This is a genomic window from Gluconobacter kondonii (assembly GCF_002723995.1).
GTDB classification, from domain to species: domain Bacteria; phylum Pseudomonadota; class Alphaproteobacteria; order Acetobacterales; family Acetobacteraceae; genus Gluconobacter; species Gluconobacter kondonii.
Map to the genome: position 1 here is coordinate 93,099 of NZ_BEWP01000005.1, position 26,214 is coordinate 119,312.

Genomic DNA, 26,214 nt, shown 5'->3' on the forward strand with positions numbered 1-26,214 from the left:
GCTACAGCTTATTTCAGGAGAAAAGCAGCATCGTTTTTTTCCAAATTTTTGAAATTACGTCACGACAGGGTCCGCCCTATCATGGCACCCCAGTCTCGGGATTAGACCGTTGAGAAACAACAGAACCGACCGCAGCAGCTTCAACTCACCTCGCCGCGGCGGGTTTGACGACACATACTCGTCCCAGCCGTCCTATGGCGACCGTGGAGGCTTTGGTGGTGGAAATGGTGGCGGCGGCTACGGCGCACCTCGTCGCAGCAACAGCTTCGTCGCAGCTTCCGGCCCGGAAATCAGCTCCCGCGTGAAGTGGTTCAACACCGAAAAGGGTTTCGGTTTCGTTGAACTCTCCGATGGCTCGGGCGACATCTTCCTGCACGCCAACGCTCTCACCAATGCTGGTGTCAGCGCCGTGAACCCGGGCGCGACCGTCGTGGTCCGCATCGGTCAGGGCCCGAAGGGTCGTCAGGTCGCTGAAGTTCTCTCCGTTGACGAGAGCACGGCAGAAGCACCGCGTCCGCGCGCTGCTTTCGGCGATCAGCCCCGCTTCGGTGGCGCATCTGCTCGTCCGGGCCGTCCGGCTCCCGACCTGTCCCGCGCTGAAGACATGCGTGGCACGGTCAAGTGGTACAACGCCACGAAGGGCTTCGGCTTCATCACGCCGGAATCCGGTGGCAAGGACATTTTCGTCCATGCTTCCGCTCTCGAGCGCTCCGGCCTGCCGACGCTTGACGAAGGCCAGACGATCAACGTCAAGGTTGTTCAGGGCCAGAAGGGTCCGGAAGCGGCTGAAATCAGCGCTGACTGAATGACCCGGACTTCGGTCTGAGTAAAAAAAACCGCTGCCAGCTTCTGCTGCAGCGGTTTTTTTTGTGCCCAGAATTACGAGCGCTGTCTCAGGCCATAAAAAAAGCCGGATCTGATCCGGCCTTTTCGAGGTTCTTACCCGTAATCCTTACCACTACTGCGGACCAGCCTAGCTTTATCCCGCTTCCAGTCCCGCTCGGCAATGGCGTGCCGTTTGTCTTCCTTGCGACGTCCCTGACCCAGACCAAGGGTCACTTTCGCCATTCCACGATCATTAAAGTGAATATCTAACGGGACAAGACTGGCACCCGCACGACTAACCGAATCCAGAAAATGCACGATCTGTTTGCGGTGCATCAGGAGTTTGCGTGGTGCTCGCGGCTCGAAACGCGAGAGCACACCGCCCTGATATTCAGGAATATAGGAATTGAAGAGCCAGATCTCGCCGTCACGCTCAGCCGCATAAGCCTCCGTGATCGTCGCGCGTCCAAGACGAAGGCTTTTAACTTCCGGCCCCTTTAAAACAATCCCGGCTTCGGTCGTCTCCAGAATCGTATAGTCAAATCGACCTTTGCGATTCTGTGCGGCAATGCCGTGAGAAATCATGCCGCTCTTGGTTTTCTTTCCCGCCATACCTGCGCTCAGTCCAAAAGTTCGAGAGCGCGCAAGGCTTCATCAATAGCCAGACGAGTCGCTTCCTGAGGCTCGACCAGCGGCAAGCGCAGGGTTGCACCGCACAGACCAAGCCGTGACATCGCGTACTTGACCGGCCCAGGATTGCTTTCCATGAACATCGCGTCATGGAGCGGGGTCAGATGGTCCTGAATGGCGATCGCATCTTCGATCCGCCCTTCCTGCCAAGCCAAGTGCATGTCCGCGCACAGATGCGGCACGACATTCGACGTCACGCCGATACATCCGTCGCCCCCCGCAGCGAGGAACGATAGAACGGTATTGTCGTCACCAGAAAGCTGGTTGAAGGGCTTGTCCACCGCCCGGCGCACAGCAATCGGTCGGGCCATATTGGCCGTGGCGTCCTTTGTTCCAACGATATTGGGATGTTCTCCCAGACGCGCCATGGTCGCCACCGAAATGTCGACAACCGATCGACCAGGAATGCAATACAGGAAAATCGGCAGGGGCGTTGCATCCGCAATCGTCATGAAGTGGCGATACAGCCCTTCCTGCGACGGCTTGTTATAATACGGCACCACGACCAGCAGACTGTCCGCGCCGACGGAATGAGCATGTTTCGCCATCAGGACGGCTTCAGACGTGCTGTTGGAGCCAGCGCCCGCCATGACGCGGACCCGACCATTCGCCGTCTCGACACAGTGCGCGACAACACGGCTATGTTCTTCGTGCGAAAGTGTGGGGCTTTCACCCGTCGTTCCGGCGGGGATCAGTGCCGTTGTACCAGCGTCGATCTGACGCTCGATCAGCTTGGCCGAGACGTCGAAATCAATCCGCCCGTCCGTATGCATCGGGGTCACCAGAGCCGTCAGCGATCCCTGATACATGCTCGTGTCAGCCATTGTTCCGTCTTCTGTCATGGGTTCCTGTCCTGCCGTCACGCGGCGTGCCGTGAGAGGCTGCTTGGGTAAACACCCAGAATTCTGAGATCATCACTGACCTGCTCCAGTTCTGCGAGCGCACTGGCCAGTGCCGCCTGCTCGGGATGCCCCTCGACATCCATCAGGAACTGCGTGGCCGTGAACGAGCCGTCCAGCATGTAACTTTCGATCCGCGTCATGTTGATACCATGCCGGGAGAATCCACCCAACGCCGCATAGAGCGCCCCCGGACAGTTTCCGACCCGCATCAGGAGCGTCGTCAGAACATCTGTGCGTTCGGGTGAAGGAATGCAAGGCTTGCGGGAGACACGATAAAAGCGCGTCGTGTTGTGAGGGGCATCTTCCACATTGCTCCGCAGCACCGTCAGTCCGTTAAGATCTGCTGCGAGAGAAGAAGCAATGGCCGCGTCTTCTTTCCGTCCCCACTGAGCGACCATTTCAGCCGCGCCCGCCGTGTCGAACTGCACCACTGGCTCTACGCCAAGCTCGCTGACCAACTTGCGAACCTGCCCCAGAGCGACTGGATGCGTGTGAATGCGCCGGATATCTTCGATCGTCGCTCCCGGCACACCGAGAAGGCAATGCTCCACGCGCTGGAAATATTCCCCGACAATATGAAGCCCGGCGTCAGGCAGCAGCGAATGAATGTCCGGCACGCGCCCGGCGAGCGTGTTTTCGCAGGCCAATAGCGCCTCATCAGCACGGCCATCATGCACGGCGTCAATCGCGTCGGCGAAGGTCGGACAGGGCAGCGTTGTCCAGCCCGGGCGCGCCTGACGGCAGGCCAGATCGGAATAGGCGCCCGGACGGCCCTGAAATGCAATGACCGGCATCAGACCAACCCTCTCACATGCTCAAGATCAGCAGGCGTATCCACCCCTTGGGGGGCATGGTCAATCCTTGCACAGCCGATCGTCATGCCAGCCTGTAGCGCACGAAGCTGTTCAAGACTTTCCCGACGCTCCAGAGTAGAGGGCGCAAGAGCCACAAAGCGCCTCAGCGCGGCCCGTCGCCAGGCATAGACGCCCACATGATGCCAATACTGCCCGTCACCCCATGGAATGGGCAGACGCGAAAAATACAGTGCCCGCGTCACATCCGCCCCGTCAAAATCACACGCAATCTTGACGACCTGCGCAGCATCGCGCTCGGCATCGCTCGTCACAGGAGCGGCCAGTGTTCCGATATCGATCGCCGGATCTTCAAGCGGTTTCAGAACGGCGGTCAGGCTGGAAGGCGCAATCAGAGGCAGATCGCCCTGAAGGTTGATAACCACATCATGAACGCCATCAGGGTCCACGTCCGCCAAAGCGGCATGAACACGGTCGGACCCACTTGCCAGATCCGAGTCGGTCAGCACGCCCCTTACGCCGGCTATCCCTTTGACGGCCTCCAGAATTTCTTCGTCTCCCGCCGCCACAACTACAGGGCCGATCTGTGCGGCCAGAGCCTGACGGGCGACCCGGACGATCATGGGAACGCCACCAATGTCAGCGAGGGGCTTGCGCGGCAGACGGGTGGAAGCAAGTCTGGAGGGAATGACGATGATCGGATGCATGGCTCCTCTGATGCCGCCCGCCACCACGGGCGTCAATCGCATGCAGCGCTTACAGGACAGGAATAGACACAAATCATGACTGAAAACGTGCTGCAAAGTGCCATTGATGCCGCAACGGCCTGCGCGGATATCGCCCGCAAGACCGTTCTGCCCTATTTCCGGACGTCTCTGCGTGCCGATGCGAAATCCGATGACAGCCCCGTCACCATCGCGGATCGTCAGGCGGAACAGGCCATGCGCGACATTCTCACAGAGCGTCTGCCGGAACATGCCATTCTCGGGGAAGAAAGCGGCATGAGTGGCACGAATGGCGACTGGCTCTGGGTTCTTGATCCCATTGACGGCACCCGTGCCTTCCTAACCGGTCGTCCTACTTTCGGCACGCTCATTTCCCTTTTCCATAAAGGTCGTCCTGTGCTCGGGCTGATCGACCAGCCCGTAACCGGGGAACGCTGGATTGGTGTGTCGGGACGACCTACGCAGTTTCTGTCCGATCGCCTGCCTGGCACGATCGGCACCCGTCCTTGCCCCAAAGCCGCCGAAGCAGAGCTGTCCTGCACCGCTCCGGAAATCATGACCGCCAGTCATGCGCCACGTTTTGCCAACCTGCAGAAACACACCCGCCGCACGTCCTGGGGCGGAGACTGCTACGCTTACGGCCTCCTTGCGCTTGGTCAGATCGACGTCATTGCGGAATGCACCATGAATCCATGGGACTGGGGTGCGCTCGTTCCGGTTGTGGAAGGTGCTGGAGGCCGCATTACGGACTGGCAGGGCGGGAGGCTGACGCTCGAAAGTGACGGCACCGTCCTCGCCTGCGGAGACGCAACCCTGCTTCCCGAACTCGTGCACCATCTTTCCTGAAACCTGCTGATCGGCTAGGGAGGGGGCCCCGGCGAACGTGGCGGCAGACAGCAGCCGGGGCCGGTCTGGTCACGGCCAGATCTGGTGAACCAGTTTGAATTGAAACCGGAGCCTTCCGGTTCATGACCGGGACGGATTTATGGAAACGCAGTTCTCTCTCCCCAAGAACAAGATCCGCATTCTTCTTCTGGAAGGCATTCACGAAAGCGCCGCTTCCCATTTCGCCGCAGAGGGCTACGCAGAGGTCACGCGGGTCAAGGGCGCGCTTGAAGGCGATGCGCTGAAAGAGGCCCTTCAGGGCGTGCATATGGTCGGCATCCGCAGCCGGACGCAGCTCACACAGGACGTCCTTGAAGCCGCAGACCGCCTCATGGCCATCGGCTGCTTCTGCATCGGCACCAATCAGGTCGATCTGAATGCTGCCCGCATGCTCGGTATTCCCGTCTTCAACGCGCCTTTCAGCAACACCCGTTCCGTGGCCGAACTGGTCATGGGCGAGATCGTCATGCTGCTGCGCCGCATCCCGTCGCGCTCGGAAGCCTGCCACAAGGGCGGCTGGGACAAATCCGCCACCAATGCCTGGGAAGTCCGCGGCAAGACGCTCGGTATCGTCGGCTACGGCTCCATCGGATCGCAGCTTTCCGTCCTTGCCGAGGCTTTCGGGATGCGCGTTCTGTATTTCGACGTGATGCCCCGTCTGCCGCACGGCAATGCCATCGCCGTTCCGACCCTGCATGACCTGCTGGCCGAGTCCGACATCGTCAGCCTCCACGTCCCGCAGACGCCGGAGACCGATCTGCTGATCGGAGAGACGGAAATCCGGGCCATGAAGCCCAATTCCATCCTGCTCAACAACGCGCGCGGAAATGTCGTGGACCTCGACGCCCTCGCCGCGGCCCTCAAGGACGGCCATCTCATGGGCGCGGGTGTGGATGTGTTCCCCGTCGAGCCCAAGAAGGCCGGCGAAGAGTTCAAATCCCCCCTTCAGGGTCTGGAGAATGTCATTCTCACGCCGCATATCGGCGGTTCCACCATGGAAGCGCAGGAGCGCATTGGCGTTGAAGTGGCGCGTAAGCTGGTCGACTATTCCGACGTGGGCTCCACGATCGGGTCGGTCAACTTCCCCAGCGTCCAGCTTCCCGAACGCCCGCGCGGCACGCGCTTCATGCATGTCCACGCCAACCGACCAGGCATCATGCGCCAGATCAACGATCTGTTCGCCGCACACAACTGCAACGTGACCGCCCAATACCTCCAGACGGATGGCGAAGTGGGATATGTCGTCGTCGAAGCCGAGTCAGAAGGCTCTGACATGGACACGACGCTGCTGGACGGCCTTAAGGCACTGGATGGCACACTTCGTGCCCGTCTGCTGTACCAGCGCGCCTGAGATTTTCTGTTAACCAACGGGAAATAATTTCGGGCTAGGATTTAGCGCATGACGAGTCCTAGCCCGCATACACCTGCCCTCGCCCGTATTCAGAGCTTTGCCTTCTCGGGCATCGAAGCCGTTCCGGTTAAGGTCGAGGTTCAGGTGTCCAGCGGACTTCCGGCGTTTCTCGTCGTAGGACTGGCGGACAAATCTGTCGGGGAAGCCCGCGAACGTGTCCGTGCTGCATTAACAGCCATGGGACTGGCGCTCCCGCCCAAACGCATTCTCGTCAATCTCGTGCCCGCCGATCTTCTTAAGGAAGGCGCACATTTCGATCTGCCCATCGCACTTGGGTTGCTTTGCGCTATGGGCGTTCTGTCTTTTGAGGCGGTCTCGGCATATGCCGCCGTTGGCGAACTCTCGCTGGATGGGCGGATCAACCCCGTTGCAGGTGTTCTCTCGGCAGCAATTGGTGCCGTGGCGGAAGAACTTGGTCTGATCTGCCCGGCTGCGCAGGCTCTGGAAGCACGCTGGGGGAATGGTAGTACGGATGTTCTCGGGGCACCGACGCTCGCCGCTCTCGTCTCCCATTTTCAGGGACAACAGATCCTGTCCCCGGCACCGCTGCCCACCGTACAGGTGGTCGAATACGGGCCGGATCTGGCGGACGTCAAAGGGATGGCGCTTGGACGGCGTGCTCTGGAAATCGCCGCCGCAGGCGCGCATTCCATGCTCATGAGCGGACCGCCCGGTGCCGGAAAGTCCATGCTCGCCAGCCGTCTGCCCGGTATTCTTCCCAATCTGACACGCGAAGAAGCGCTTGAAACCAGCCGGATTCACAGTGTCTCCGGCATCCTACAGAATGGGAGACTGATCGTCCGACCGCCCTATCGTGCGCCGCACCACAGCGCGAGTCTTCCCGCCATCGTCGGAGGCGGCGCGAAAGCCCGGCCCGGCGAAGTCAGTCTTGCCAATAACGGCGTCCTGTTTCTCGACGAGCTTCCGGAGTTTTCACGCTCCTGTCTGGAGTCCCTGCGTCAGCCCATCGAAACTGGCAGCATTTCCATCGCCCGCGCGGCCCATCACACAACTTATCCCGCGCGCTTCCAGTTCATCGCTGCGATGAACCCTTGTCGCTGCGGCTATCTGGGCGATCTGGAGCGAAGCTGCCGTAAGGCCCCGCGTTGTGGCGAGGATTACACGGCCAAGATTTCTGGCCCAATGCTCGACCGTATGGATCTCTGCGTCCAGATCGAGCCGCTCTCTCCGATCGAGATCAGCCGAGCCCCGAAAGGCGAGAACAGCGCCACGGTTCGCGCCCGGGTTGAGACCGCCCGTAAACGTCAGATCGACCGTCAGGGCGTTCCGAACTCACAGGCGTCCCCGAACGATCTGGAGATGGACGATGACGCCCGCTCTCTCGCCGAACAGGCTGCCGAAAAGCTGCGCCTGTCCAATCGTGGCATCACGCGCCTGATCCGCGTGTCGCGCACCATTGCCGATCTGGAAGGAACGCAGAGCATCCAGCGCCATCATGTCGCTGAAGCCCTGACGTTCCGCCGCCGCTAAGGTTCAGAACTGAAGGCCATCTAGTCCACGCGCCAGATCGGTTTTCAGGTCCTCAACGTCTTCAAGCCCGATATGGAGGCGGAACGTTGCCGATGTCGGGCCGCCCTCACCCGTGACGCGCCGGATATGCCCGGTCGTCGGCAGGACGAGGCTTTCATAACCGCCCCACGACGCCCCGATCCCGAACAGGCTCAGCCCATCGATCATCCGTTCGGTCGCCTCGACGGAAATGCCCGGCTGAAGCTCCACCCCGAACAACCCGCAGGCACCCGTAAAGTCGCGTTTCCAGAACTCATGCCCCGGGCAGTCTTCAAGCGCCGGATGCAAAACCCGCGCGACTTCTGGGCGCGTTTTGAGCCATTGCGCGATGTCCAGAGCCGAGCGCGCCTGATGCGCCAGCCGCACGCCCATCGTTCGCAAGCCGCGCAGCGTCAGCCAGCAGTCATCCGGACCCGCACACTGGCCGATCTGGATTGCCGCATCCCGCAGTGTTTTCCAGTGTGCTTCGTCATTGACCGTAACCGACCCCATGATGACGTCCGAATGCCCGGCGGGATATTTCGTCAGAGCCTGAACCGAGACGTCAACACCATGAAGGAAGGGCTGAAACACGCCGATTCCCCAGGTGTTGTCCAGCATGAGCAACGCCCCTGCCTCATGCGCCACTTCGGCCAGCATCGGCACGTCCTGCACCTCGAACGTATGACTGCCCGGGCTTTCGGCAAACAGAACCTTCGTCTCGGGGCGGATGAGCGCCTTGATTTCGGCGCGTGAAGCCATGGGCGGATAATAGGTCGTCACCACGCCCAGCCGCTGAAGCATCGTCTCTGCAAAACGTCGCGTGGGACCGTAGACCGAATCGGGCAGAAGCAGGTGGTCGCCACAGCCGAGAAACGCCAGAAGCGGCATCGTACACGCCGCCAGACCTGAATTGACGACCTGCGTATGCGTCCCGCCTTCGATCAGGCTGAGCATTTCTTCAAGCTGGTGCTGGATCGGCGATCCCATCGCCCCATACACCGCCTTATGCGCGTGGCTGCGTCCGTCCGTCCTGTTCATGGCCTCCAGCGTCGGAAACAGGACCGTCGAGCCCCGACTGACCGGCGCGTTTACGAACTCCCCCGTTTCGGGAAGCTCATGCGAGCGTCCCTCCCGCACCAGCATGGACGCCATCCGGCTCCATCCCGCACTCACCTGCTGTTCCAGATCACTCATGCTCATGCCTCTCCCGTCACAACCGGCGCGTCGGGATCGCTCCCCCATTCCGCCCAGGACCCATCATACAAAGCCGCGTCGTCATAACCTGCGATTGCCAGTGCTGCGACGATCGTCGCAGCCGTGAGGCCGGACCCACAGCTTGCAATGACTGAGCGCCCGTCGGCAGCCGCCAGAATCTCTTTAAGTTCAGACGGCGGCAGAAAACGGCCTTTTCCGTCCACAAGGCGCGTCCAGTCCATGCTCTGCGCGCCCGGCATGTGACCGCCTCTTACACCCGGACGGGGCTCTGGTACCGTCGCGGCGAAGCGGCCCGAACTTCTTGCGTCCAACACCAGCGCATCGGGCCGTTTCAGCGCCTGACGCACATCGCCCGTGCCAGCCAGAAGCTCGTAACGAGGACGGGAGCGAAAAATTGCCGGCTCGATTGCGGGTGGTGCAACGATTTCAACCGGACCGCCCACCTTCAGCCATTCCTCAAGACCACCATCCAGAATCCGCGCATTCCGATGCCCAAAGAGCCGTGCAAGCCACCGTCCACGACAGGCGCCCACGCTTCCGCGGCCGTCATAGAACACGACCGGCGTCTCTTCGCTCACGCCCAGTGCACCCATCAGCCGGGCGAACTGGGCCGCGCCGGGCACCGTATGAGGGAGCGGACTTTCCGGATCGGCAAAGACGTCGATATCGAATCGTCGCGCACCCGGAAGGTGCTGCGCGACAAATGCGGAATCGGGATCGCCCTTCTGCCCCGGCAAAAGCACGCTGGCATCAAGGGGAATGAACCGGCCGACCTCGGAGATCAGGGTCGCGGCATCAACAAGTGGCGAGATCGTCATGACCACACCATAGGTCGAGGGATGCGCCCGGCGCCAGAGCGTGCCAATGTGTCGTTCAATGAGCACGCAGCCCACACCGTCATGCCATCCATGTCGTTCGTCTCTTTTTAGACAGGAGCGCATCCTCGCATGACGACCGAACGGATTATCCTTGGTTTGGTACTGGCGGGAATCGCCTATGGATGCGGCATTATCCTGTGGCCGTTTCTCTCGGCCATTCTGTGGGCCGCAATTCTCGCCTTTACGACATGGCCGATCTATCGGCGTATGCGCCGCCATGTCCGCCCCGTTCTGGCAGCCCTTGCCATGATGGCCCTGAGCGCATTGTTCATTCTGGTCCCGATGACAGTACTGACAAGCGCGGGCATCAACGACATTCCCGGCACGATCTCGGAAATCGACACCCTGATCCTGCATGTCACCAGCGCGAACCCGCCCCCCGAATGGATCAACCGCATCCCCATGGCAGGCCCGCATCTCGTGAATGCGTGGCATCATTTCAGCCATGATGTCGGTGCTTTTGCGACGGAAGTTCTGCGTCCTTATGCGGGGCAGATCGCGCATCTCACCCTGACAGTTCTGCTGCGGCTCGCAAGCGGCCTCGCTGAACTCGTCATGGCGTTGTTCGTCGCATTCTTTCTATGGCTGAACGGCGATACGCTGGGCAATACCATTGCGGCCCTGATCGACCGTATCGCTGGCCCGCAGACCACGCCACGGCTCATCAATATCATTGGCCGCACCGTGCGCGGAACGGTCTATGGCATCCTCGGTACGGCACTGATCCAGGGCGTGCTGACAGGAATTGGCCTGATGCTAGCAGGTGTGCCGTCGCCGGTTCTGCTGGCGGGCATCACCGCTTTCGTCGCGGTGTTCCCGATCGGTGCGCCTTTGGTCTGGGTGCCAGCCGCCATCTGGCTGGGCATGACGCATCATGTCGGGCATGGGCTGTTTCTTGCGACTTATGGCGTTCTCATCATCTCCGGTGCCGATCACATCATCCGTCCCGCCTTCATCGCCCGGGGCGCCCAGCTTCCCTATCTTCTGACCGTCCTCGGCGTTCTGGGGGGCATCGTGACTTTCGGCGGCGTCGGCATCTTCCTCGGTCCCGTCCTGCTGGCGGTCGGCTATACCCTGACCAGCGAATTCGCCGCCGGTCCCCATCACCGCGGGCGTAACCCTCTCTATCTGTCGGAGCCTCCGAAATGACGGCATTTCCTCAATCCGGAGCCTCTTTCAAGATCCTGAGCTGGAACCTCTATCGCTGGGAAGGTGCCTCGCTTGAGGACGTTCTGACCGTCATCCGCGCGGAAAATCCGGACATCGTCGTGATGCAGGAAGCACAGGAGGCCGTAGACGAACTCCCCGAAATCCTTGGTGGCTATTACGACCGGATTCCGCTTCCCGGCCGTCCGCATGGCACGGCCTGCTGGAGCCGCCTGCCCTTCACCCGTCCGCCGTCATTCTGCCGCCTGCCGCGAGGTCTGCTGGTCAAACGTACAGCACAGCTTATTGATTTCGGCAGCTTTTCGCTCGCCAACGTCCATCTGTCTCACGGTCAGTTGCTGAACCGGCGGCAACTTCGCAGCATCAGCACCAATATGCGCCACCGCGCCGTCATCATGGGCGATTTCAATCTGGTCGGCCCTGTCCTGCTTCCCGGATTTCTCGATGTCGGTCCGCAGGAAAAGACCCATCGGATGCTGAACCATCTTCCCCTACGGTTGGACCGCTGCCTCGTGCGCGGACTGGCGCGCATGGAAGCCCGCGCTCTGCCACGTTTCGGCTCAGATCATCGCCCCATCTGCGTTACCCTGAGGCTGGGCGCCTGACACCTCTCAGAGATACGGCAGTAAAAGCCTGACAGCATTATTGCGCATCCGGATCAGGAACGGCTTGCTGTCAAGATCATGATGGGTCAGCCGGTTGCGGCGATGCGTTTCCATGAATGTGGCCAGTTCTTTCGCCACGTCCCGATCATAGATTTCCAGATTGATCTCGAAATTCAGTCGCAGAGAGCGCATATCGATATTCGCACTCCCGACAAAGCTCCATTCATCATCCACGACCATCAGTTTGGAATGATTGAACGGCGGGTCCGCCATCCAGATGCGGCAGCCCGCATCCAGAAACTGCCGCAGATTGGCGTCCCGCGCATGATCTATCAGGGCGTGATTGCTGCTTTTGGGCACGACAATGTCAATCACCACCCCCCGAAGGGCCGCGAGAACAAGTTCTGTCGAGAAGCGGTCATCCGTCAGGAAATAGGGCGTCATCACCCAGATATGGGTCCGCGCCAGTGAGAAAGCCTGCAACATCCCATATTCGATCTTTTCCAGATCCGTATCCGGTCCTGACGTGACGATCCGCATCGGCACATCACCCACCGGCTGCGGCTCAGGCAGATAACGCTCGCCCTGAAGTTCTTCGCCCGTCGTGAACGACCAGTCCCACGCGAACGCGACTGCAAGCTGATGCACGATCGGCCCTTGCAGACGGAAATGCGTATCCGCCACCGGCAGTTTCGTCCGCAGGCGGAGCATGTTCTCCTCGCCGATGTTCAGGCCGCCCATGAAGCCAATAGTGCCGTCCACTACGAGAATCTTGCGATGGTTGCGCAGGTTGATGAACGGCATGCGCCACGGCCAGACCGAGTGCATAAAGCGCGCGCAGGCCACACCCTCACGTCGCAGGCGACGTTCGATACCGCAGCGGAAATAACCACTCCCAATCCCGTCCACCAGAACACGGACCTCTACACCCCGCTGTTTGGCCGCCACCAGCGCCTCTGCGAAACGCTGGCCGACCTTGTCGTCACGGAAAATATAGGAGCACAGGATGATCGACGTTTTTGCCTGCCCGATCGCCTCCAGCATCACGGGATAGGCATTGTCCCCGTCATGCAGACAGGTGATGGAGTTGCCGCGCATCAGGGGGCGTTCCGTCAGACGGCCGAGCATTTTTGAAAGCGGCGCCAGAGTCCCGTCCACGGTCTGCCGGTACTGCGCCAGCGGATCGCGCCCCTCCCACAAATGACGGTCCACCATTTTCTGCGCCCGGCGCCGGACGCGATTGATGCCGAACATCAAATACAGAACCGTACCCAAAAACGGCGCAATCCAGCAGATACCGATCCATCCCGTGCAGGACGCCGTGTTCCGCTTGTGAACGAGGGCATGAACCGTCACGAAAAGAGGAAGAACCCAGCGCAGGATCTGCACGAGAATATGGAAAATGGTCCAGTGCAGCATAAATTTCCCTGTTATGGACGATCCGCGCGGATCATCTTTCGCCATCCTTTCGCAAAGATCGTGGATGCGCCATCCCCTCTCCTTGCGATAGGATCATCTTTCAGCCCGTCATCTGAAAAGGAGAGCGTCCCATGCAGCACCGCCCACAGCTCTTCTACACGACGGCGCCGGCTCCGTGCCCCTACCTGCCCGACCGGACAGAGCGCAAGGTTCTGACCGAACTGGCTGGCCCCGATGCCGTTGCCTTACATAACCGCTTGTCACAGGCCGGGTTCCGCCGCAGCCATGCCATCGCCTATGCGCCCGTCTGTGTAGGTTGCCGCGCCTGCACGCCCATGCGCATTCCGGCTGCCACGTTCGCCCCGACCCGGACCCAGAAAAAAATCAGCAGTCGCCATACTGATCTTATCGTCAACATGGTGCCTCCGGTTCCCACGGACGAACAGTTCCGCTTGTTTGAAATATATCAGGCTGTCCGCCATCCCGATGGCGACATGGCCCATATGTGCTGGCGCGATTATGTGGAACTCATCGCCAACACGCCGGTCGAGACGTTTCTGGCCGAATTCCGTCGCCCCGATGGACCGCTTGTCTGCGTCAGCCTGATTGACCGTCTATCGGATGGGCTGTCCGCCGTCTATACGTTCTATGATGTCAACGATTTGACGGCATCTTGGGGGACGTTTTCGATCCTATGGCTGATCGAACAGACTGCCCGGATGGGGCTGGAGCACCTATATCTGGGCTATTACGTCCCCGGAAGCCCAAAGATGGCGTATAAAGCCGCCTTCGGGCCCGCCCAAGTTTTTCGGGATGGGCACTGGAGCCTGCTGGCCGGGACACTCCCGGCCTAACTGCCCTTAGCCCTTACGCAGCATCCATTGCGGGGCCGCGCGGCCCACGGCTCCCCGGCGACCTTCCAGTGGGGTCAGATCGGCTGTTGCACGAACACGCTGCCCTTCCTGCCACAACAGCCCCTCGGACAGGGTCAGGGTCCGCATGTCACGCAATGTGCTGTCCCCGAGCTTCTGGAATGCGACACCACCTCCACGGGTCATTTCCGGCACCTGTTCCAGCGGGAAAATCAGTGCCCGCTTGTTCTGCCCCAGCGTCAGGACATGCGTGCCGCTCACCGAAATACAGGCAAACACCTCATCCCCGTCCTTGACGTTGAAAACCTGCTTGCCCGTCCGCTTTTCCGCCACAAGCCCGGCTTCGGACACGATCATCCCACGCCCCGATGCAGAGGCGATCAGGCGACGTCCCTCGTCTGAAACCGGGAAAAGGGTCACAACCCGGTCTTCCTGCGGCACCTCCACCACAGTCCGGAACGGCTGGCCGAACCCGCGCCCGCGCGGCAGGTCAGCCGCCTTGATGGTATAGGCCTTGCCACTGCTGGAGATCAGGCACAGCCGGTCCGTGCTCTGGCATTCCACCGACAGCCAGCCTTCATCGCCTTCCTTGAAGCGATGTCCCTGCGGATCAAGCCCATGGCCCTTCATCGCCCGGATCCACCCTTCGCGAGACAGCAGAACCGTGAGCGGTTCACGGTCGATTTCCAATGCTGCGGAAATATCAATGGGTTCCGGTGCCGCCGCAATCAGCGTCCGCCGGTCCCCAAGCGGGCCGGAGCCGAACTTCTTGATGGTGCCATCCAGATCCTTACAGATCCGCGTCCAACGCCGACGCTCCGAACCCAGCAGCGTTTCAAGCGCCTTCTGCTCGTCAGCAAGCTTGTCCCGCTCGCGCCGGATTTCCATTTCCTCCAGCCGACGCAGAGAGCGCAGGCGCATGTTCAGCACGGCTTCAGCCTGAATATCCGTCAGGCTGAACGTCTCCATCAGGCTGGCTTTGGGTTCGTCTTCCTCGCGGATAATGCGGATGACCTCGTCGAGGTTCAGATAAACCGCGAGGAAACCTTCAAGGATCTCCAGCCGTCGCAGCACCGCTGCCAGACGATGATTCGACCGCCGCACCAGCACTTCGTGCACATGGTCCAGCCATGCCCGCAGAACCTCTTTCAGAGACAACACACCCGGAACGCGATCACCGCCCAGAACATTCATGTTCAGACTGAAACGGTTCTCAAGCGCCGTATTGCGAAACAGCGTCTCCATCAGGACTTCGGGCTCGACGCCCTTGGTCTTGGGTTCCAGTACAAGGCGGATATCAGTCGTGCTCTCGTCGCGCACATCGCCAAGAAGCGGCAGTTTGCGCTGCTCCATCAGGTCCGCGATCTGCTCGATCAGGCGCGATTTCTGCACCTGATACGGAATCTCGGTGACGATAATCATCCAAGTGCCGAAACGACCTTGTTCGACTTCCCAGCGCGCACGGGTCCGGAAACTCCCGCGTCCTGTTTCGTAAGAACGAATGATGGAATCGCGTTCCTCCACCAGAATACCGCCCGTGGGGAAATCCGGCCCCGGCATCAGATCCACCAGTTCGGCGATCGTCACATCCGGGTTTTCGATCAAAAGTTTTGCGGCTCGGCAGATTTCAGCGGCATTATGGGGCGGAATGCTCGTTGCCATACCCACGGCAATACCTGCCGCGCCATTGGCCAGCAGGTTCGGGAACATTCCCGGAAGTACGATCGGTTCATGATCTTCATTATCGTACGTCGCGCGGAAATCGACCGCATCGTCCTGAATACCGTCCAAAAGTGCCTGCGCCACTTCCGTCAGGCGGCTTTCGGTATATCGCATGGCTGCCGCGCCATCGCCGTCGATAGAGCCGAAATTGCCCTGCCCCTCGACCAGCGGATAACGGACCGCAAAATCCTGCGCCAGACGCACCAGCGCCTCATAAACGGACGCGTCGCCATGCGGATGGAATTTACCGATCACGTCACCGACGACACGTGCACACTTTTTAAACCCTGATGTGGGATCAAGGCGTAACTGCTGCATCGCATAAAGGAGGCGGCGGTGGACCGGCTTCAGGCCATCACGCACGTCCGGAAGGGAACGCGACATGATTGTCGACATCGCATACGCAATATATCGCTCGCTCAGAGCCTCAGCGAGCTTGGTATCCTCGATATGACCAGCCAGATCCGTTCCCATAGCGCTCCCCTTTTTCGAGCAGGACTTAGACACTGGCGTGCCCTTCTGTCCAGCGTCCTCCTTGTCGGCACGGCCGCCTGTTCACCATACCGTCCGATCCAGAAAGCCGAGATGTCTCTCGCGCTAGCAGGCTTTACAGCACACCCGGCCGACACAACGGCACGCTGGGCCATGATGAACCTCCTGCCCCCCGACACATTGGCCTACCGCATGCAGAACGGGCAACCGATCCTGCTTTACGCTGATCCCATCGCATGTGGCTGCGTCTATATGGGCGACAAGAATGCCTACGCCGCCTACAAAGCCAGCCATCCGGTCGATCTTGCGCAGGAACAGCGCATGACTGCCGAAATCAATCAGCATCCCGGCTGGGACTGGTCCGTCTGGGCGAGTACGGCCGACGTGGATGTCGTCAGCGGCCTGCGTCCCGGCCCCAGCCACGTTTTCTACTGAGTAGGATCCACTGCCTTATCCGGGAGAGCGGCCTGCAGCCGCTGCACATAATCGACCAGCCTCTCCCGCGCTGCTGGCAAAGGCTGATGTCGCACACCAAAGACCCAGCGCGACAGGAAATGTCCTGTCAGCGCAAGGCCGTTTTTCCAGTCCTCAGGCGTCCCATCCTCCGCCTCATTCATCATCAACGCGGGCAAGGGCAATAGCCGGTCCCGCCACTCTCCCGCGCCATTCTGACTCACGGCATGGCCGGAACGGGGAGATACATACACCAGATCTTCCCGCGCACCCGTCACAGCGCAGTCCGAAAGATCAAGCCCATAGCCGAGCCCGGCGAGAAGCTGGCTTTCCCAGCGCAGATAGGCGCCCATCGGGGCCGGAGCCGGGGCCACACTGATCAGCGTCAGAAGTCGCACCAGCCGCATAAACAATTCTGGATGCGCCTCACCCTGCGGCAGTGCTCCGTCCACCAGAGCGCACGCACTGCTCACCATCTCAAGCTGGAGCGGTGCATCCAGAATACGCCCCGCTACGCACTGCACGGGCTCGGCTGTCAGTGTGCCAAGCTGGTCCGCCAGCCGCGCCCTCCAGCGCGCCATAACCAGATTGCCAGTCTGCCACAGGGAGGCCTGCCGACGTGACGTCCCGCCCCGCACCATTCCGTGCGAAACGCCGTGTTCCTCGCTGAACAGATGGACCAGCGCACTGCCCTCGCCATAAGGCCGGACCGACAGAACCAGTGCTGCCGCTTCCCATTCCATCCCTGATCCCTCCGCACTGGCCAAAAACAAAAAAGCCCCCGCGCGCCAGAGCGCACAGGGGCCTTTTTACAGACTTTCACGTCCGATCTGAACCAGACAGATCCGGCTCAGATCGGAAACGGAAAAACCTTACTTGGTGCCAGCGGCAGCGGCGACTTCAGCAGCGAAATCGCTCTCTTCCTTCTCAATGCCTTCACCGAGCTGGAAGCGCTCGAAACCAGCCAGCTTTGCGCCAGCCTTCTCGACAACCTTGGAGACGCGGCTTTCGCCGTCCAGAACCCACACCTGCTCCAGAAGAACGACTTCTTCATAGAACTTGCGGATACGGCCTTCGACCATCTTCTCAATAATGGCTTCCGGCTTGCCGGACTCACGAGCCTGCTCGATCAGAACAGCGCGCTCACGCTCCAGGGACTCCGGATCGACACTGGCAACATCCAGCGCAGCCGGACGGGTTGCTGCAACATGCATGCCAATCTGGCGACCCAGCGTCAGCAGCGCGTCGGACTCGGACGGAGCCTCGAGAGCGGCGAGAACGCCGATCTTGCCGATACCCGGACGCAGGGCGCTGTGAACGTAGCTGGCAACAACGCCGGACTCGACCGACAGGACCTTGGCGCGACGGATGGCCATGTTCTCGCCGATCGTTGCGATCAGATGCGTCAGTTCGTCAGCAACCGTACGGCCGGACGGAACCTTGGCAGCCTTGATGGTGTCCAGATCGTCACCGACTTCGAGAGCAACATGAGCAACCTGTTCGACGAACGCCTGGAAGGCTTCGTTACGGCCCACGAAGTCCGTCTCGGCGTTGACTTCGACCATAGCAGCGCGGTTCTTGCCGGACACAACGCCGACCAGACCTTCAGCCGTCGTACGGCCGGACTTCTTCGCAGCCTGGGACAGACCCTTCGTGCGCAGCCAGTCGATGGCGGCGTCCATGTCGCCTGCAGCTTCCGTCAGGGCCTTCTTGCAATCCATCATGCCTGCGCCAGTGGCTTCGCGCAGTTCGCGAACCAGGGCTGCTGTGATTTCTGCCATTTATCTCATCCCTCAAAAAAGATCATGCGGCCGGACGAACTCGCCCGGCCGCATGCCATGTTTCAGTTGCCGTTTTCCATGACCGGACCCCGGCAGTCTGTTCAGCCTGCGGAAGCGGGAGCTTCTGCGCCTTCAGCAGCAGCGGCTTCCAGAACAGCCGTCTCAGCCGGCAGTTCTTCGGCAGCACCGATGTCCTGACCCGAAGCAGCCAGCTCGGCGGAAATACCGTCGAGAACCGCACCGGAAACCAAATCGCAATACAGGGTGATGGCGCGGATGGCGTCATCGTTGCCCGGGATCGGGTAGGTCACGCCAGCAGGGTTGGAGTTGCTGTCCAGAACGCCGATGACCGGAATGCCAAGCTTCGTGGCTTCTTCAATCGCCAGCTTTTCCTTGTTCGTGTCGATCACGAACAGCAGGTCGGGCAGGCCACCCATTTCCTTGATACCGCCGAGGGAACGCTCGAGCTTCTCGCGGTCGCGCGTGATGTCGAGAACTTCCTTCTTCGTCAGACCGGCTGTGCCGCCAGCCAGCATTTCGTCGATCTGGCGCAGACGCTTGATGGAGCCCGTGATGGTCTTCCAGTTGGTCAGCATGCCGCCGAGCCAGCGGTGGTTGACGTAGTACTGGCCGCAACGCTGTGCAGCTTCAGCAACATGGTCAGCCGCAGCACGCTTGGTGCCAACGAACAGAACACGGCCACCGTTGGCAACGGTGTCACGGACAACCTTCAGGGCGCGGTCCAGCATCGGAACCGTCTGCTGCAGGTCGATGATGTGAACCTGGTTGCGCACACCGAACAGGTACGGCGCCATGGCCGGGTTCCAGCGACGGGTGTGGTGACCGAAATGAACGCCGGCTTCGAGCAGCTGGCGCATGGTGAAATCAGGCATTGCCATGATTCAGAATTCCTTGCGTCTGGTTGAACCTCCGCATGGCAACGTCCCTTTAGAGGACACCAGAAAACCCGAGAGCCATGCGTGCGGATTGCTCCCGTCAGGACAGATCCCGACAAAGAACGGTCGCGATATGGCGGAAAATCCCTGCGGACGCAAGGTCTGTCCGCAGGATTTCACACAATATCCACACGCAAGATCAGACCTGCTGCGCCTTTTCCACGCCGCGGATCGTCCGCAGCCGCTCCGCCAGACGGGGGGTCACGCGATACAGTCCCGGAATGGAGATTTCCACGTCCTGCGTTTCCTCGACGGACGGCAGGAGTTTCACCCGACCAAAGCCGCCCTGAACTTCTTCGAGAAGAGCCGTGAGTTCGGACAGGGCGCTTTCCTGCTTTAGCCAGACCCGAATTTCCGACCGCTCTGCCGCCGCCGCCGCCTCAAGATCAATGACGCTCTGAGCCGTAATCCGCAGCGCATCCCCGTCAATCTTGAGTTCGGCATTCACCAGAATGGCCTGGCCGGCCACCAGCAGATCTCGGCAGGAAATCAGCGTTTCCGAGAAGAGCGTAACCTCGCATCCTCCGCCGCTATCGGACAGATTGACCCATGCCATTTTCTTGCCGGTCCGGGTCGGACGCTCTTTACGATCGACGACGCAGCCTGCGATCTTGACGCGCGTAGTACCTGTTTTTGCAGCATTTTCCAGAGCGTTCGATGGTGTAACCCCAAGCCTGCGCAACACGCTGCGATAGGCATCGAGCGGATGGGCACTCATGTGAAAGCCGATAGCCGATGCTTCGAGCGAAAGACGCTCGAAATCCGGCCACGGGCGCCCCTCGTTCAGGCGCAGGATTTCACGTTCCTGCCCAGCGCCACCAAACAGACCCGTCTGACCTACTTTTTCTTCCTGAGCCCGCGCCTGAGCCCGTCGCAGGAGAATGTCAGCGCTGGCAAAAACAATGTGCCTCTCTTTAAGAAGACTGTCGAAAGCCCCTGCCTTTGCAAGACTTTCGATCTGAATCTTGTTCAGGCTTTTCGGATCACAGCGCTCTGAAAAATCCGTCAGATCCTGAAACGGACGATCCCCGCGCGAAGCAACGACACTTTCCATCGCCACGGCTCCCACACGCTTGATCGCGGAAAGCGCATAGCGAATACCCTGCTGCCCATCCTCCATCATCTCGATAGAAAAATCTGCCATAGATTTATTGATATCAACGGGTAACACGGGAATCTTCATCCGGCGCGCTTCCTGACACAAGGCTGCCAACTTGTCCGTTTTTTCCCGAGCCAGAGACATGCAGCCAGCAAGGAACGCCACAGGATGGTTCGCTTTCATCCAGGCCGTCTGATAGGACACCAGCGCATAGGCTGCGGCGTGCGACTTGTTGAAGCCGTAATCGGCAAAACGAGCCATAAGATCAAAGACTTCGACTGCTTTATCCTGCGGAATACCGCGGGCTGTGGCACCTTCAGTGAAAATCGCGCGCTGCTTTTCCATTTCAGAGGCAATCTTTTTGCCCATCGCGCGCCGCAGCAGGTCAGCGCCGCCCAGACTGTAGCCCGCCATCTTCTGGGCGATCTGCATGACCTGTTCCTGATAGACCATGATCCCATAGGTCTCTTCAAGAATATCGCGAATTTCCTCGTGCGGAGGCTCCCAGTGCTCGCCGTGTTTGCGCCGGCAGTAATCTGGAATATTGGCCATTGGTCCCGGACGATACAACGACACGCCCGCAATCAGATCTTCGAGCCTGCTGGCCGCCATCTGCTTGAGCATGTCCCGCATGCCGGCGCCTTCAAACTGGAACACACCGGCGGTATCGCCCTTGGCCAGCATTTCGAAGGTTTTGACATCATCCAGAGGAATCCGTGAGAGATCGACTGTAATGCCCTGTTCTTTAAGGAAATCCAGACCGCGCTTGAGGATCGTAAGCGTGGTCAGGCCAAGGAAGTCGAACTTCACCAGACCGGCCTGCTCGACGTACTTCATATTGTACTGCGTCACGAGCATGTCGCTCTTCGGATCGCGGTACAGGGGGACAAGCTCCACCAGTTCCCGATCACCAATCACCACACCCGCGGCATGGGTGGAGGCATGACGGTACAACCCTTCGAGCTGCAACGCGATTTCCATCAGGCGTTTGAGCGACTCATCACTGTCGCGCATTTCCTGAAGCCGGGGTTCTCCATCAATCGCGTCCGAAAGCGATACAGGCTTGGCGGGGTTGTTCGGGATCAGTTCGGCAACACGATTGACCATGCCATAAGGCAGCCCCAACACACGGCCCACGTCCCGCACCGCTGCCTTGGCTTGGAGTTTTCCGAAGGTGATGATCTGCGCCACCCGGCTTCCGCCGTATTCCTCGCGCACATAACGGATCACCTCATCGCGACGGTCCTGACAGAAATCAATATCGAAATCCGGCATGGACACACGTTCTGGATTCAGGAATCTTTCAAACAGCAATCCAAACGGGATGGGATCAATATCCGTAATCGTCAGCGCATAGGCCACAAGCGACCCTGCGCCTGACCCACGTCCCGGACCGACCGGAATGTCGTGCGCTTTTGCCCACTGAATAAAGTCGGCAACGATCAGGAAGTAACCGGGGAAGCCCATTCCCGCGATAATATCGAGTTCAATCTGCAGACGTTCGGAATAAAGCCTGCGTTTTTCTTCATCTGCACTCACTGCTTCCAGACGTTTTTCCAGCCCTTCCCAAGCCATGGCGCGCAGGGTCTCTTCTTCCGTCGAGCCTTCCCGGACCTTCGGGCAGATTGGTAGAAGTGGCTTGCGCGTACAGGCCGCCACGGCGCATTTTTGTGCAATAATCAGCGTGTTATCGCAGGCCTCTGGCAGATCATGAAAAACAGCCCGCATTTCCGCCGGGGTTTTGAACCACGCCTGCGGAGAAACATGCCAGCGATCGTCCTCTGCAATGGTCCGTCCCTGCGCGATGCACAAAAGCGCATCATGGGCCTCGTGCATTTCAGGCTTGGGGAAGAAGCACTCATTGGTCGCCACCAGAGGAATGTTCATCTCATCCGCCATTGGGATCAGAACACTCTCGACCTCCTGCTCCCCAGCCTCTCCAAGTCGGTTCAGCTCGACTGCGATATTCCCTCGGAAAGCCTCTTCCAGCCGCATCAGAAGTGCTTTTGCCTCAGACTTCTGCTCTTCAAGAATCAATCTATTGATCGGGCCGCGATTGCCGCCCGTCAGAAGGAACAGCCCCGCCGCATGCTGGCAGAGAAATTCTATCGCGATTGAGGGATCAGCAGGATCGCCGTTCAGAAACCCTTCGGAAGACAGGATCTGAAGATTTGCGAGACCTTCTTCGTTCCGCGCCAGAATCACTAGAGGCTCTGAAACAGCCCCCGGCTTGGTCGAACGTGGTGGAAGCGAAATCTGGCAGCCGACAATTGGCTGCACACCGTTGCTTCGACAGTAGAGCGAGAACTCAAGCGCTCCAAAAAGATTGCCACTATCCGTAAGGGCAACGGCAGGCATGGCATTTTTAGCGGCCAGACTCACGAGGTCCGGAATCCGGATTGCACCCTGGCTCAGGGAATAGGCAGAGTGATTTCTGAGATGAACAAAATCGGCATGAGACATGCTGCAAGTCTATCAGGGACGGACATCGGATGCAGGGGTTTTTGAACCCTGCCGCTCCATTTCAATGCCCTACAGCGAAACAAGTTTCCCATCTCGCAATGTCACGGTCCGGTCCATCCGTGAGGCCAGTTCGTCGTTATGCGTGGCAATCAGCGCGGCTGCGCCCTCTTCCCGTACAACGCGCAGAAGCTCTCCGAACACATGATCCGCCGTGCCGATATCCAGATTGCCCGTCGGTTCGTCTGCCAGAAGCAGCTTGGGCTGATTGGCCAGCGCACGCGCAATCGCAGTTCGCTGCTGCTCTCCACCGGACAGGCGACCGGGCAACGATTCAAGCCGATGAGAGAGCCCAAAGCGGCCGAGCAGATCCTTGGCGCGTACGCGTGCCTGCTTCGGGGGCACGCCAGCAATAAGCTGCGGCAGCATGACGTTTTCGCAGGCCGTGAACTCACCCAGAAGATGATGAAACTGATACACAAACCCGATCTGATCCCGCCGGATCGCCGTGCGTAGTGTATCACTCAATCCACTTGCGGGGCGATCGGCCACAAAAACTGTCCCTTCGGACGGTGCTTCCAAAAGACCAGCAAGATGCAGAAGAGTGGATTTTCCGGTGCCGCTCGGCGCAACGAGAGCAACGATTTCGCCAGCCCGAAGCTCGAATTCGGCACCGCTCAGGATTTCAAGCGTCTCTTCGCCCGACCGGAAACGGCGTTTCAGTCCCTCAAGACGCAGGGCACTCGCCCCGACTGAATGGTCATTCATGACGCAGGGCCTCAATCGGATCGGTTCTGGCCGCGCGCCAGGATGGATAGAGTGTCGCCAGAAGCGAAAGCGCCAGAGACATTCCGATCACTTCCCACACCTGAGACCACACCAGTTTCGCTGGCAGACGCTCTAGAAAATAGACTTCCGGATTGAACAGATTGGTTCCGGTCAGAGACTGAAGCCATTGACGGATCCGTTCGATATTCAGCGCAAAGGCAATTCCCAGCGCAGACCCGGCTACGGTTCCGACAATTCCGACAGACGCGCCACACATGAGGAAAATCCGCATGATCGCGCCCCGGCTCGCACCAAGCGTCCGCAGCACTGCTATATCCCGCGTCTTGTCCTTGACCATCATGATCAGCGACGAAATCACATTGAACGCCGCGACAAGAATGATGAGCGTCAGGATCAGGAACATGACGTTCTGCTCGACCGTCACCGCATCCAGAAAACCGTTGGCGCTCTGGGTCCAGTCCAGCACCCGCAGACGCGGATCTTCCAGACGCTCGGCAATCGCCTTGCGCGTCGGCTGGACGTTGGATGGATCATCCGTCGAAACCTGAATGAGAGAAACGGCCGAAGATCCCAGCATCAGGAATTTCTGTGCGGCAGGAAGCGGCATCAGGACGATGCTGGAATTATAATCGTTCCAGTTGGCATCGAAAATGACGGCCACATGATAGGTTTTCACCCGTGGCATGGTGCCGAACGGCGTCGCCTGCCCGTCTGGCGACAGAAGCGTGATCGGAGAGCCGATTGTCAGCCCGGCCCGGTCGGCCATCGTCGTTCCGATCGCAACCGCGTCATCACCGGTGAAATTATTCAGGCTTCCCGCAATGATACCGCTGCTCAGCGCCGTCCAGTCCCGGAGCGACTGCTGGGACACGCCCTGCATTTCTGCTCCGGACGAGAAACGCCCTGCCTCCACCAGCACAGTGCCCTGCGCCATGGGGATGACTGATTTTACACCCGGAACCTGCCGGATGGCGGCCACGTCGTTTTCGTAAACCTCAATAGGACGCCCGTAGCCATACACGGTTAGATCCCCGTGCAGACCTAGGATGCGTCCCATCAGATCGGCCTTGAAGCCGTTCATCACCGACATAACGATGATGAGAGTCGCCACTCCGAGCGCAATCCCGATCAGGGAGAAAATGGCGATGATCGAAGCGAAACGCTCGCCACGGCGGGCACGGAGATACCGTCCCGCCACCATGCGCTCGAAGCGGCCGAACATCAGGCGGCCCCGATTTTGGCCAGAGCATCCTCAACGGACAGTTCAAACCGCTCGCCCGTGACGCGCTGCTTGAGCTCGACCTTGCCTTCCTTGGCGCCGCGCGGTCCGACGATGATCTGCCAGGGATGTCCCATCAGATCCGCATCGTTGAACTTCACACCCGCACGGTCCGAACGATCATCATACAGCAGGTTCTCGGGATCGGTGCCGTAAATGCTCTCACAAATCGCATCGCAGGCTTCATCACCCTGACGCAGGTTCAGGATTGCAGCCCGATACGGTGCGACCGATGTAGGCCAGATGATGCCGGCCTCGTCATGCGACGCCTCAATGATCGCACCGACCAGACGTGACACGCCGATACCGTAAGAGCCCATCTGCGGATGAAACGACGCCCCGTCAGAGCCGATCACTTCAATGTCCATCGATTCCGTGTACTTCGTACCGAAATAGAAGATGTGACCCACTTCGATTCCGCGGCCTTCGCGCTTGCGCTCCTCCGGGATTTTGGCCCATTCGGCCTCGTCGTGCTTCTCATCCGTTGCCGCATAATGATCGGTCACGGTTGAGAAGAATGTGGCGAGACTTTCGTGATCGTCACAATCGACCGGACGACCCAGCCAGTCCTGCTCTTCGAGTGCGGCATCGAAGAAGACGCCGCTTTCACCCGTCGGAGCAAGAACGAGGAATTCGTGGCTCAGATCACCACCGATCGGTCCCGTATCGGCGACCATCGGAACAGCCCGAACACCCAGACGCTGGAAGATACGCAGATAAGACAGCATCATCCGGCGATAGCTGGCGACGGCATCCTCGTATGTCGCATCGAAGGAATAGGCATCCTTCATCAGGAACTCACGCCCGCGCATCACGCCGAAACGGGGACGCACCTCGTCACGGAACTTCCACTGGATGTGATAAAGTGCCTTGGGCAGATCCTTGTAGGATTTCACGGACGCTCCGAAGATATCCGTGATCATTTCCTCATTCGTCGGCCCGTACAGCAGATCACGACCATGACGATCCTGAATCCGGAGCATTTCCGGGCCATAAGCGTCATAACGCCCAGAGCGGCGCCACAGATCGGCGGACTGAAGCGTCGGCATCAGGACTTCCTGTGCGCCGATAGCATCCTGCTCTTCGCGAACGATCTGCTCGATATTGCGCAGAACCCGCAGGCCTGCCGGCAGCCAGGCATAGATGCCCGAAGAGGTCTGGCGCACAAGGCCAGCCCGCAGCATCAGGCGGTGAGACGCGATCTGCGCCTCAGCCGGAACTTCCTTCAGCGTCGGCTGAAAGGCTTTCGTCAAACGCATGTGTTA

23 protein-coding genes are annotated in these 26,214 nt (G+C 59.7%); 8 read left to right on the plus strand and 15 right to left on the minus strand.

Translation table 11 applies throughout. The features are described from left to right. Positions 1-109: 109 nt before the first annotated feature. Entirely contained in the window at positions 110-805 is a 696-nt protein-coding gene (locus GKO01_RS16470) for a cold-shock protein (protein WP_099286430.1), read from the plus strand. Between the two features lie 134 nt (positions 806-939). On the opposite strand, the gene smpB is transcribed toward GKO01_RS16470, so the two are convergent. From smpB to GKO01_RS07035, 4 genes are read right to left on the minus strand one after another with little or no spacing between them, the layout of a single operon-like run. Then, positions 940-1,437, minus strand: coding sequence for an SsrA-binding protein SmpB (gene smpB / locus GKO01_RS07020; protein WP_062031523.1), 498 nt, complete (start codon positions 1,435-1,437; stop codon positions 940-942). Between the two features lie 8 nt (positions 1,438-1,445). Then, positions 1,446-2,357, minus strand: coding sequence for a 4-hydroxy-tetrahydrodipicolinate synthase (gene dapA / locus GKO01_RS07025; protein ID WP_099286431.1), 912 nt, complete (start codon positions 2,355-2,357; stop codon positions 1,446-1,448). A gap of 17 nt (positions 2,358-2,374) precedes the next feature. Next, entirely contained in the window at positions 2,375-3,211 is an 837-nt protein-coding gene (locus tag GKO01_RS07030) for a prephenate dehydratase (protein ID WP_099286432.1), read from the minus strand. Next, complete coding sequence (locus GKO01_RS07035) at positions 3,211-3,936, minus strand: 3-deoxy-manno-octulosonate cytidylyltransferase (RefSeq protein WP_167383444.1); 726 nt, start codon at positions 3,934-3,936, stop codon at positions 3,211-3,213. Before GKO01_RS07035 ends, GKO01_RS07030 begins: the two co-directional genes overlap by 1 nt. Positions 3,937-4,011: 75 nt before the next feature. Here GKO01_RS07035 and GKO01_RS07040 point away from each other — a divergent pair, with 75 nt between their 5' ends. The 3 genes from GKO01_RS07040 (at position 4,012) to GKO01_RS07050 (ending at position 7,741) form a co-directional block, all read left to right on the plus strand. Beyond that, positions 4,012-4,800: an inositol monophosphatase family protein gene (locus tag GKO01_RS07040; protein WP_099286433.1), complete on the plus strand. Its 789-nt coding sequence runs from the start codon at positions 4,012-4,014 to the stop codon at positions 4,798-4,800. Positions 4,801-4,939: 139 nt separating this feature from the next. Beyond that, complete coding sequence (gene serA, locus GKO01_RS07045; RefSeq protein WP_099286434.1) at positions 4,940-6,190, plus strand: phosphoglycerate dehydrogenase; 1,251 nt, start codon at positions 4,940-4,942, stop codon at positions 6,188-6,190. 48 nt (positions 6,191-6,238) lie between these two features. Further along, positions 6,239-7,741 carry a YifB family Mg chelatase-like AAA ATPase gene (locus GKO01_RS07050; protein ID WP_099286435.1) on the plus strand — a complete coding sequence of 501 codons (1,503 nt, stop codon included), beginning with the start codon at positions 6,239-6,241 and terminating at the stop codon, positions 7,739-7,741. Positions 7,742-7,744: 3 nt separating this feature from the next. On the opposite strand, the gene metC is transcribed toward GKO01_RS07050, so the two are convergent. Both metC and GKO01_RS07060 read right to left on the minus strand, forming a co-directional pair. Further along, the gene (gene metC, locus GKO01_RS07055) at positions 7,745-8,956 is read right to left on the minus strand and encodes a cystathionine beta-lyase (RefSeq protein WP_099286436.1); all 1,212 of its coding nucleotides are present in this window, start codon (positions 8,954-8,956) and stop codon (positions 7,745-7,747) included. Between the two features lie 2 nt (positions 8,957-8,958). Beyond that, positions 8,959-9,861: a sulfurtransferase gene (locus tag GKO01_RS07060; RefSeq protein WP_244901367.1), complete on the minus strand. Its 903-nt coding sequence runs from the start codon at positions 9,859-9,861 to the stop codon at positions 8,959-8,961. 63 nt (positions 9,862-9,924) lie between these two features. Here GKO01_RS07060 and GKO01_RS07065 point away from each other — a divergent pair, with 63 nt between their 5' ends. After that, positions 9,925-11,004 (plus strand): AI-2E family transporter, encoded by a 1,080-nt coding sequence (locus tag GKO01_RS07065; protein ID WP_099286437.1) that lies wholly within the window; start codon positions 9,925-9,927, stop codon positions 11,002-11,004. Further along, positions 11,001-11,627, plus strand: coding sequence for an endonuclease/exonuclease/phosphatase family protein (locus tag GKO01_RS07070; RefSeq protein ID WP_062029707.1), 627 nt, complete (start codon positions 11,001-11,003; stop codon positions 11,625-11,627). Before GKO01_RS07065 ends, GKO01_RS07070 begins: the two co-directional genes overlap by 4 nt. Positions 11,628-11,633: 6 nt before the next feature. Here GKO01_RS07070 and cls read toward each other — a convergent pair whose 3' ends face one another. Further along, the gene (gene cls, locus GKO01_RS07075; protein WP_099286561.1) at positions 11,634-13,046 is read right to left on the minus strand and encodes a cardiolipin synthase; all 1,413 of its coding nucleotides are present in this window, start codon (positions 13,044-13,046) and stop codon (positions 11,634-11,636) included. 131 nt (positions 13,047-13,177) lie between these two features. Here cls and GKO01_RS07080 point away from each other — a divergent pair, with 131 nt between their 5' ends. Next, complete coding sequence (locus tag GKO01_RS07080) at positions 13,178-13,900, plus strand: arginyltransferase (protein WP_099286438.1); 723 nt, start codon at positions 13,178-13,180, stop codon at positions 13,898-13,900. Positions 13,901-13,906: 6 nt separating this feature from the next. Here the strand turns inward: GKO01_RS07080 and parC are convergent, their stop codons facing one another. Then, positions 13,907-16,114: a DNA topoisomerase IV subunit A gene (gene parC, locus GKO01_RS07085; RefSeq protein ID WP_099286439.1), complete on the minus strand. Its 2,208-nt coding sequence runs from the start codon at positions 16,112-16,114 to the stop codon at positions 13,907-13,909. Between parC and GKO01_RS07090 the strand changes: the two genes are divergently transcribed. Beyond that, entirely contained in the window at positions 16,091-16,567 is a 477-nt protein-coding gene (locus tag GKO01_RS07090) for a hypothetical protein (protein WP_099286440.1), read from the plus strand. The two genes, parC and GKO01_RS07090, sit on opposite strands and share 24 nt — an antisense overlap. Here GKO01_RS07090 and recO read toward each other — a convergent pair. The 7 genes from recO to proS form a co-directional block, all read right to left on the minus strand. Continuing rightward, positions 16,561-17,328, minus strand: a complete 768-nt coding sequence (gene recO, locus GKO01_RS07095; RefSeq protein ID WP_099286441.1) for a DNA repair protein RecO — start codon at positions 17,326-17,328, stop codon at positions 16,561-16,563. The genes GKO01_RS07090 and recO overlap by 7 nt on opposite strands. A 129-nt stretch (positions 17,329-17,457) precedes the next feature. Then, entirely contained in the window at positions 17,458-18,366 is a 909-nt protein-coding gene (gene tsf, locus GKO01_RS07100; protein ID WP_099286442.1) for a translation elongation factor Ts, read from the minus strand. A 101-nt stretch (positions 18,367-18,467) separates the two neighbouring features. After that, positions 18,468-19,265, minus strand: a complete 798-nt coding sequence (gene rpsB, locus GKO01_RS07105; protein WP_099286443.1) for a 30S ribosomal protein S2 — start codon at positions 19,263-19,265, stop codon at positions 18,468-18,470. Positions 19,266-19,461: 196 nt separating this feature from the next. Continuing rightward, entirely contained in the window at positions 19,462-22,884 is a 3,423-nt protein-coding gene (gene dnaE, locus GKO01_RS07110) for a DNA polymerase III subunit alpha (RefSeq protein WP_099286444.1), read from the minus strand. A gap of 69 nt (positions 22,885-22,953) precedes the next feature. Continuing rightward, complete coding sequence (locus GKO01_RS07115) at positions 22,954-23,649, minus strand: ABC transporter ATP-binding protein (protein ID WP_099286445.1); 696 nt, start codon at positions 23,647-23,649, stop codon at positions 22,954-22,956. After that, the gene (locus GKO01_RS07120; RefSeq protein ID WP_099286446.1) at positions 23,642-24,892 is read right to left on the minus strand and encodes a lipoprotein-releasing ABC transporter permease subunit; all 1,251 of its coding nucleotides are present in this window, start codon (positions 24,890-24,892) and stop codon (positions 23,642-23,644) included. The genes GKO01_RS07115 and GKO01_RS07120 overlap by 8 nt, the downstream gene beginning before the upstream one ends. Next, positions 24,892-26,208 carry a proline--tRNA ligase gene (gene proS, locus GKO01_RS07125; protein ID WP_099286447.1) on the minus strand — a complete coding sequence of 439 codons (1,317 nt, stop codon included), beginning with the start codon at positions 26,206-26,208 and terminating at the stop codon, positions 24,892-24,894. The genes GKO01_RS07120 and proS overlap by 1 nt, the downstream gene beginning before the upstream one ends. Positions 26,209-26,214: the final 6 nt, after the last annotated feature.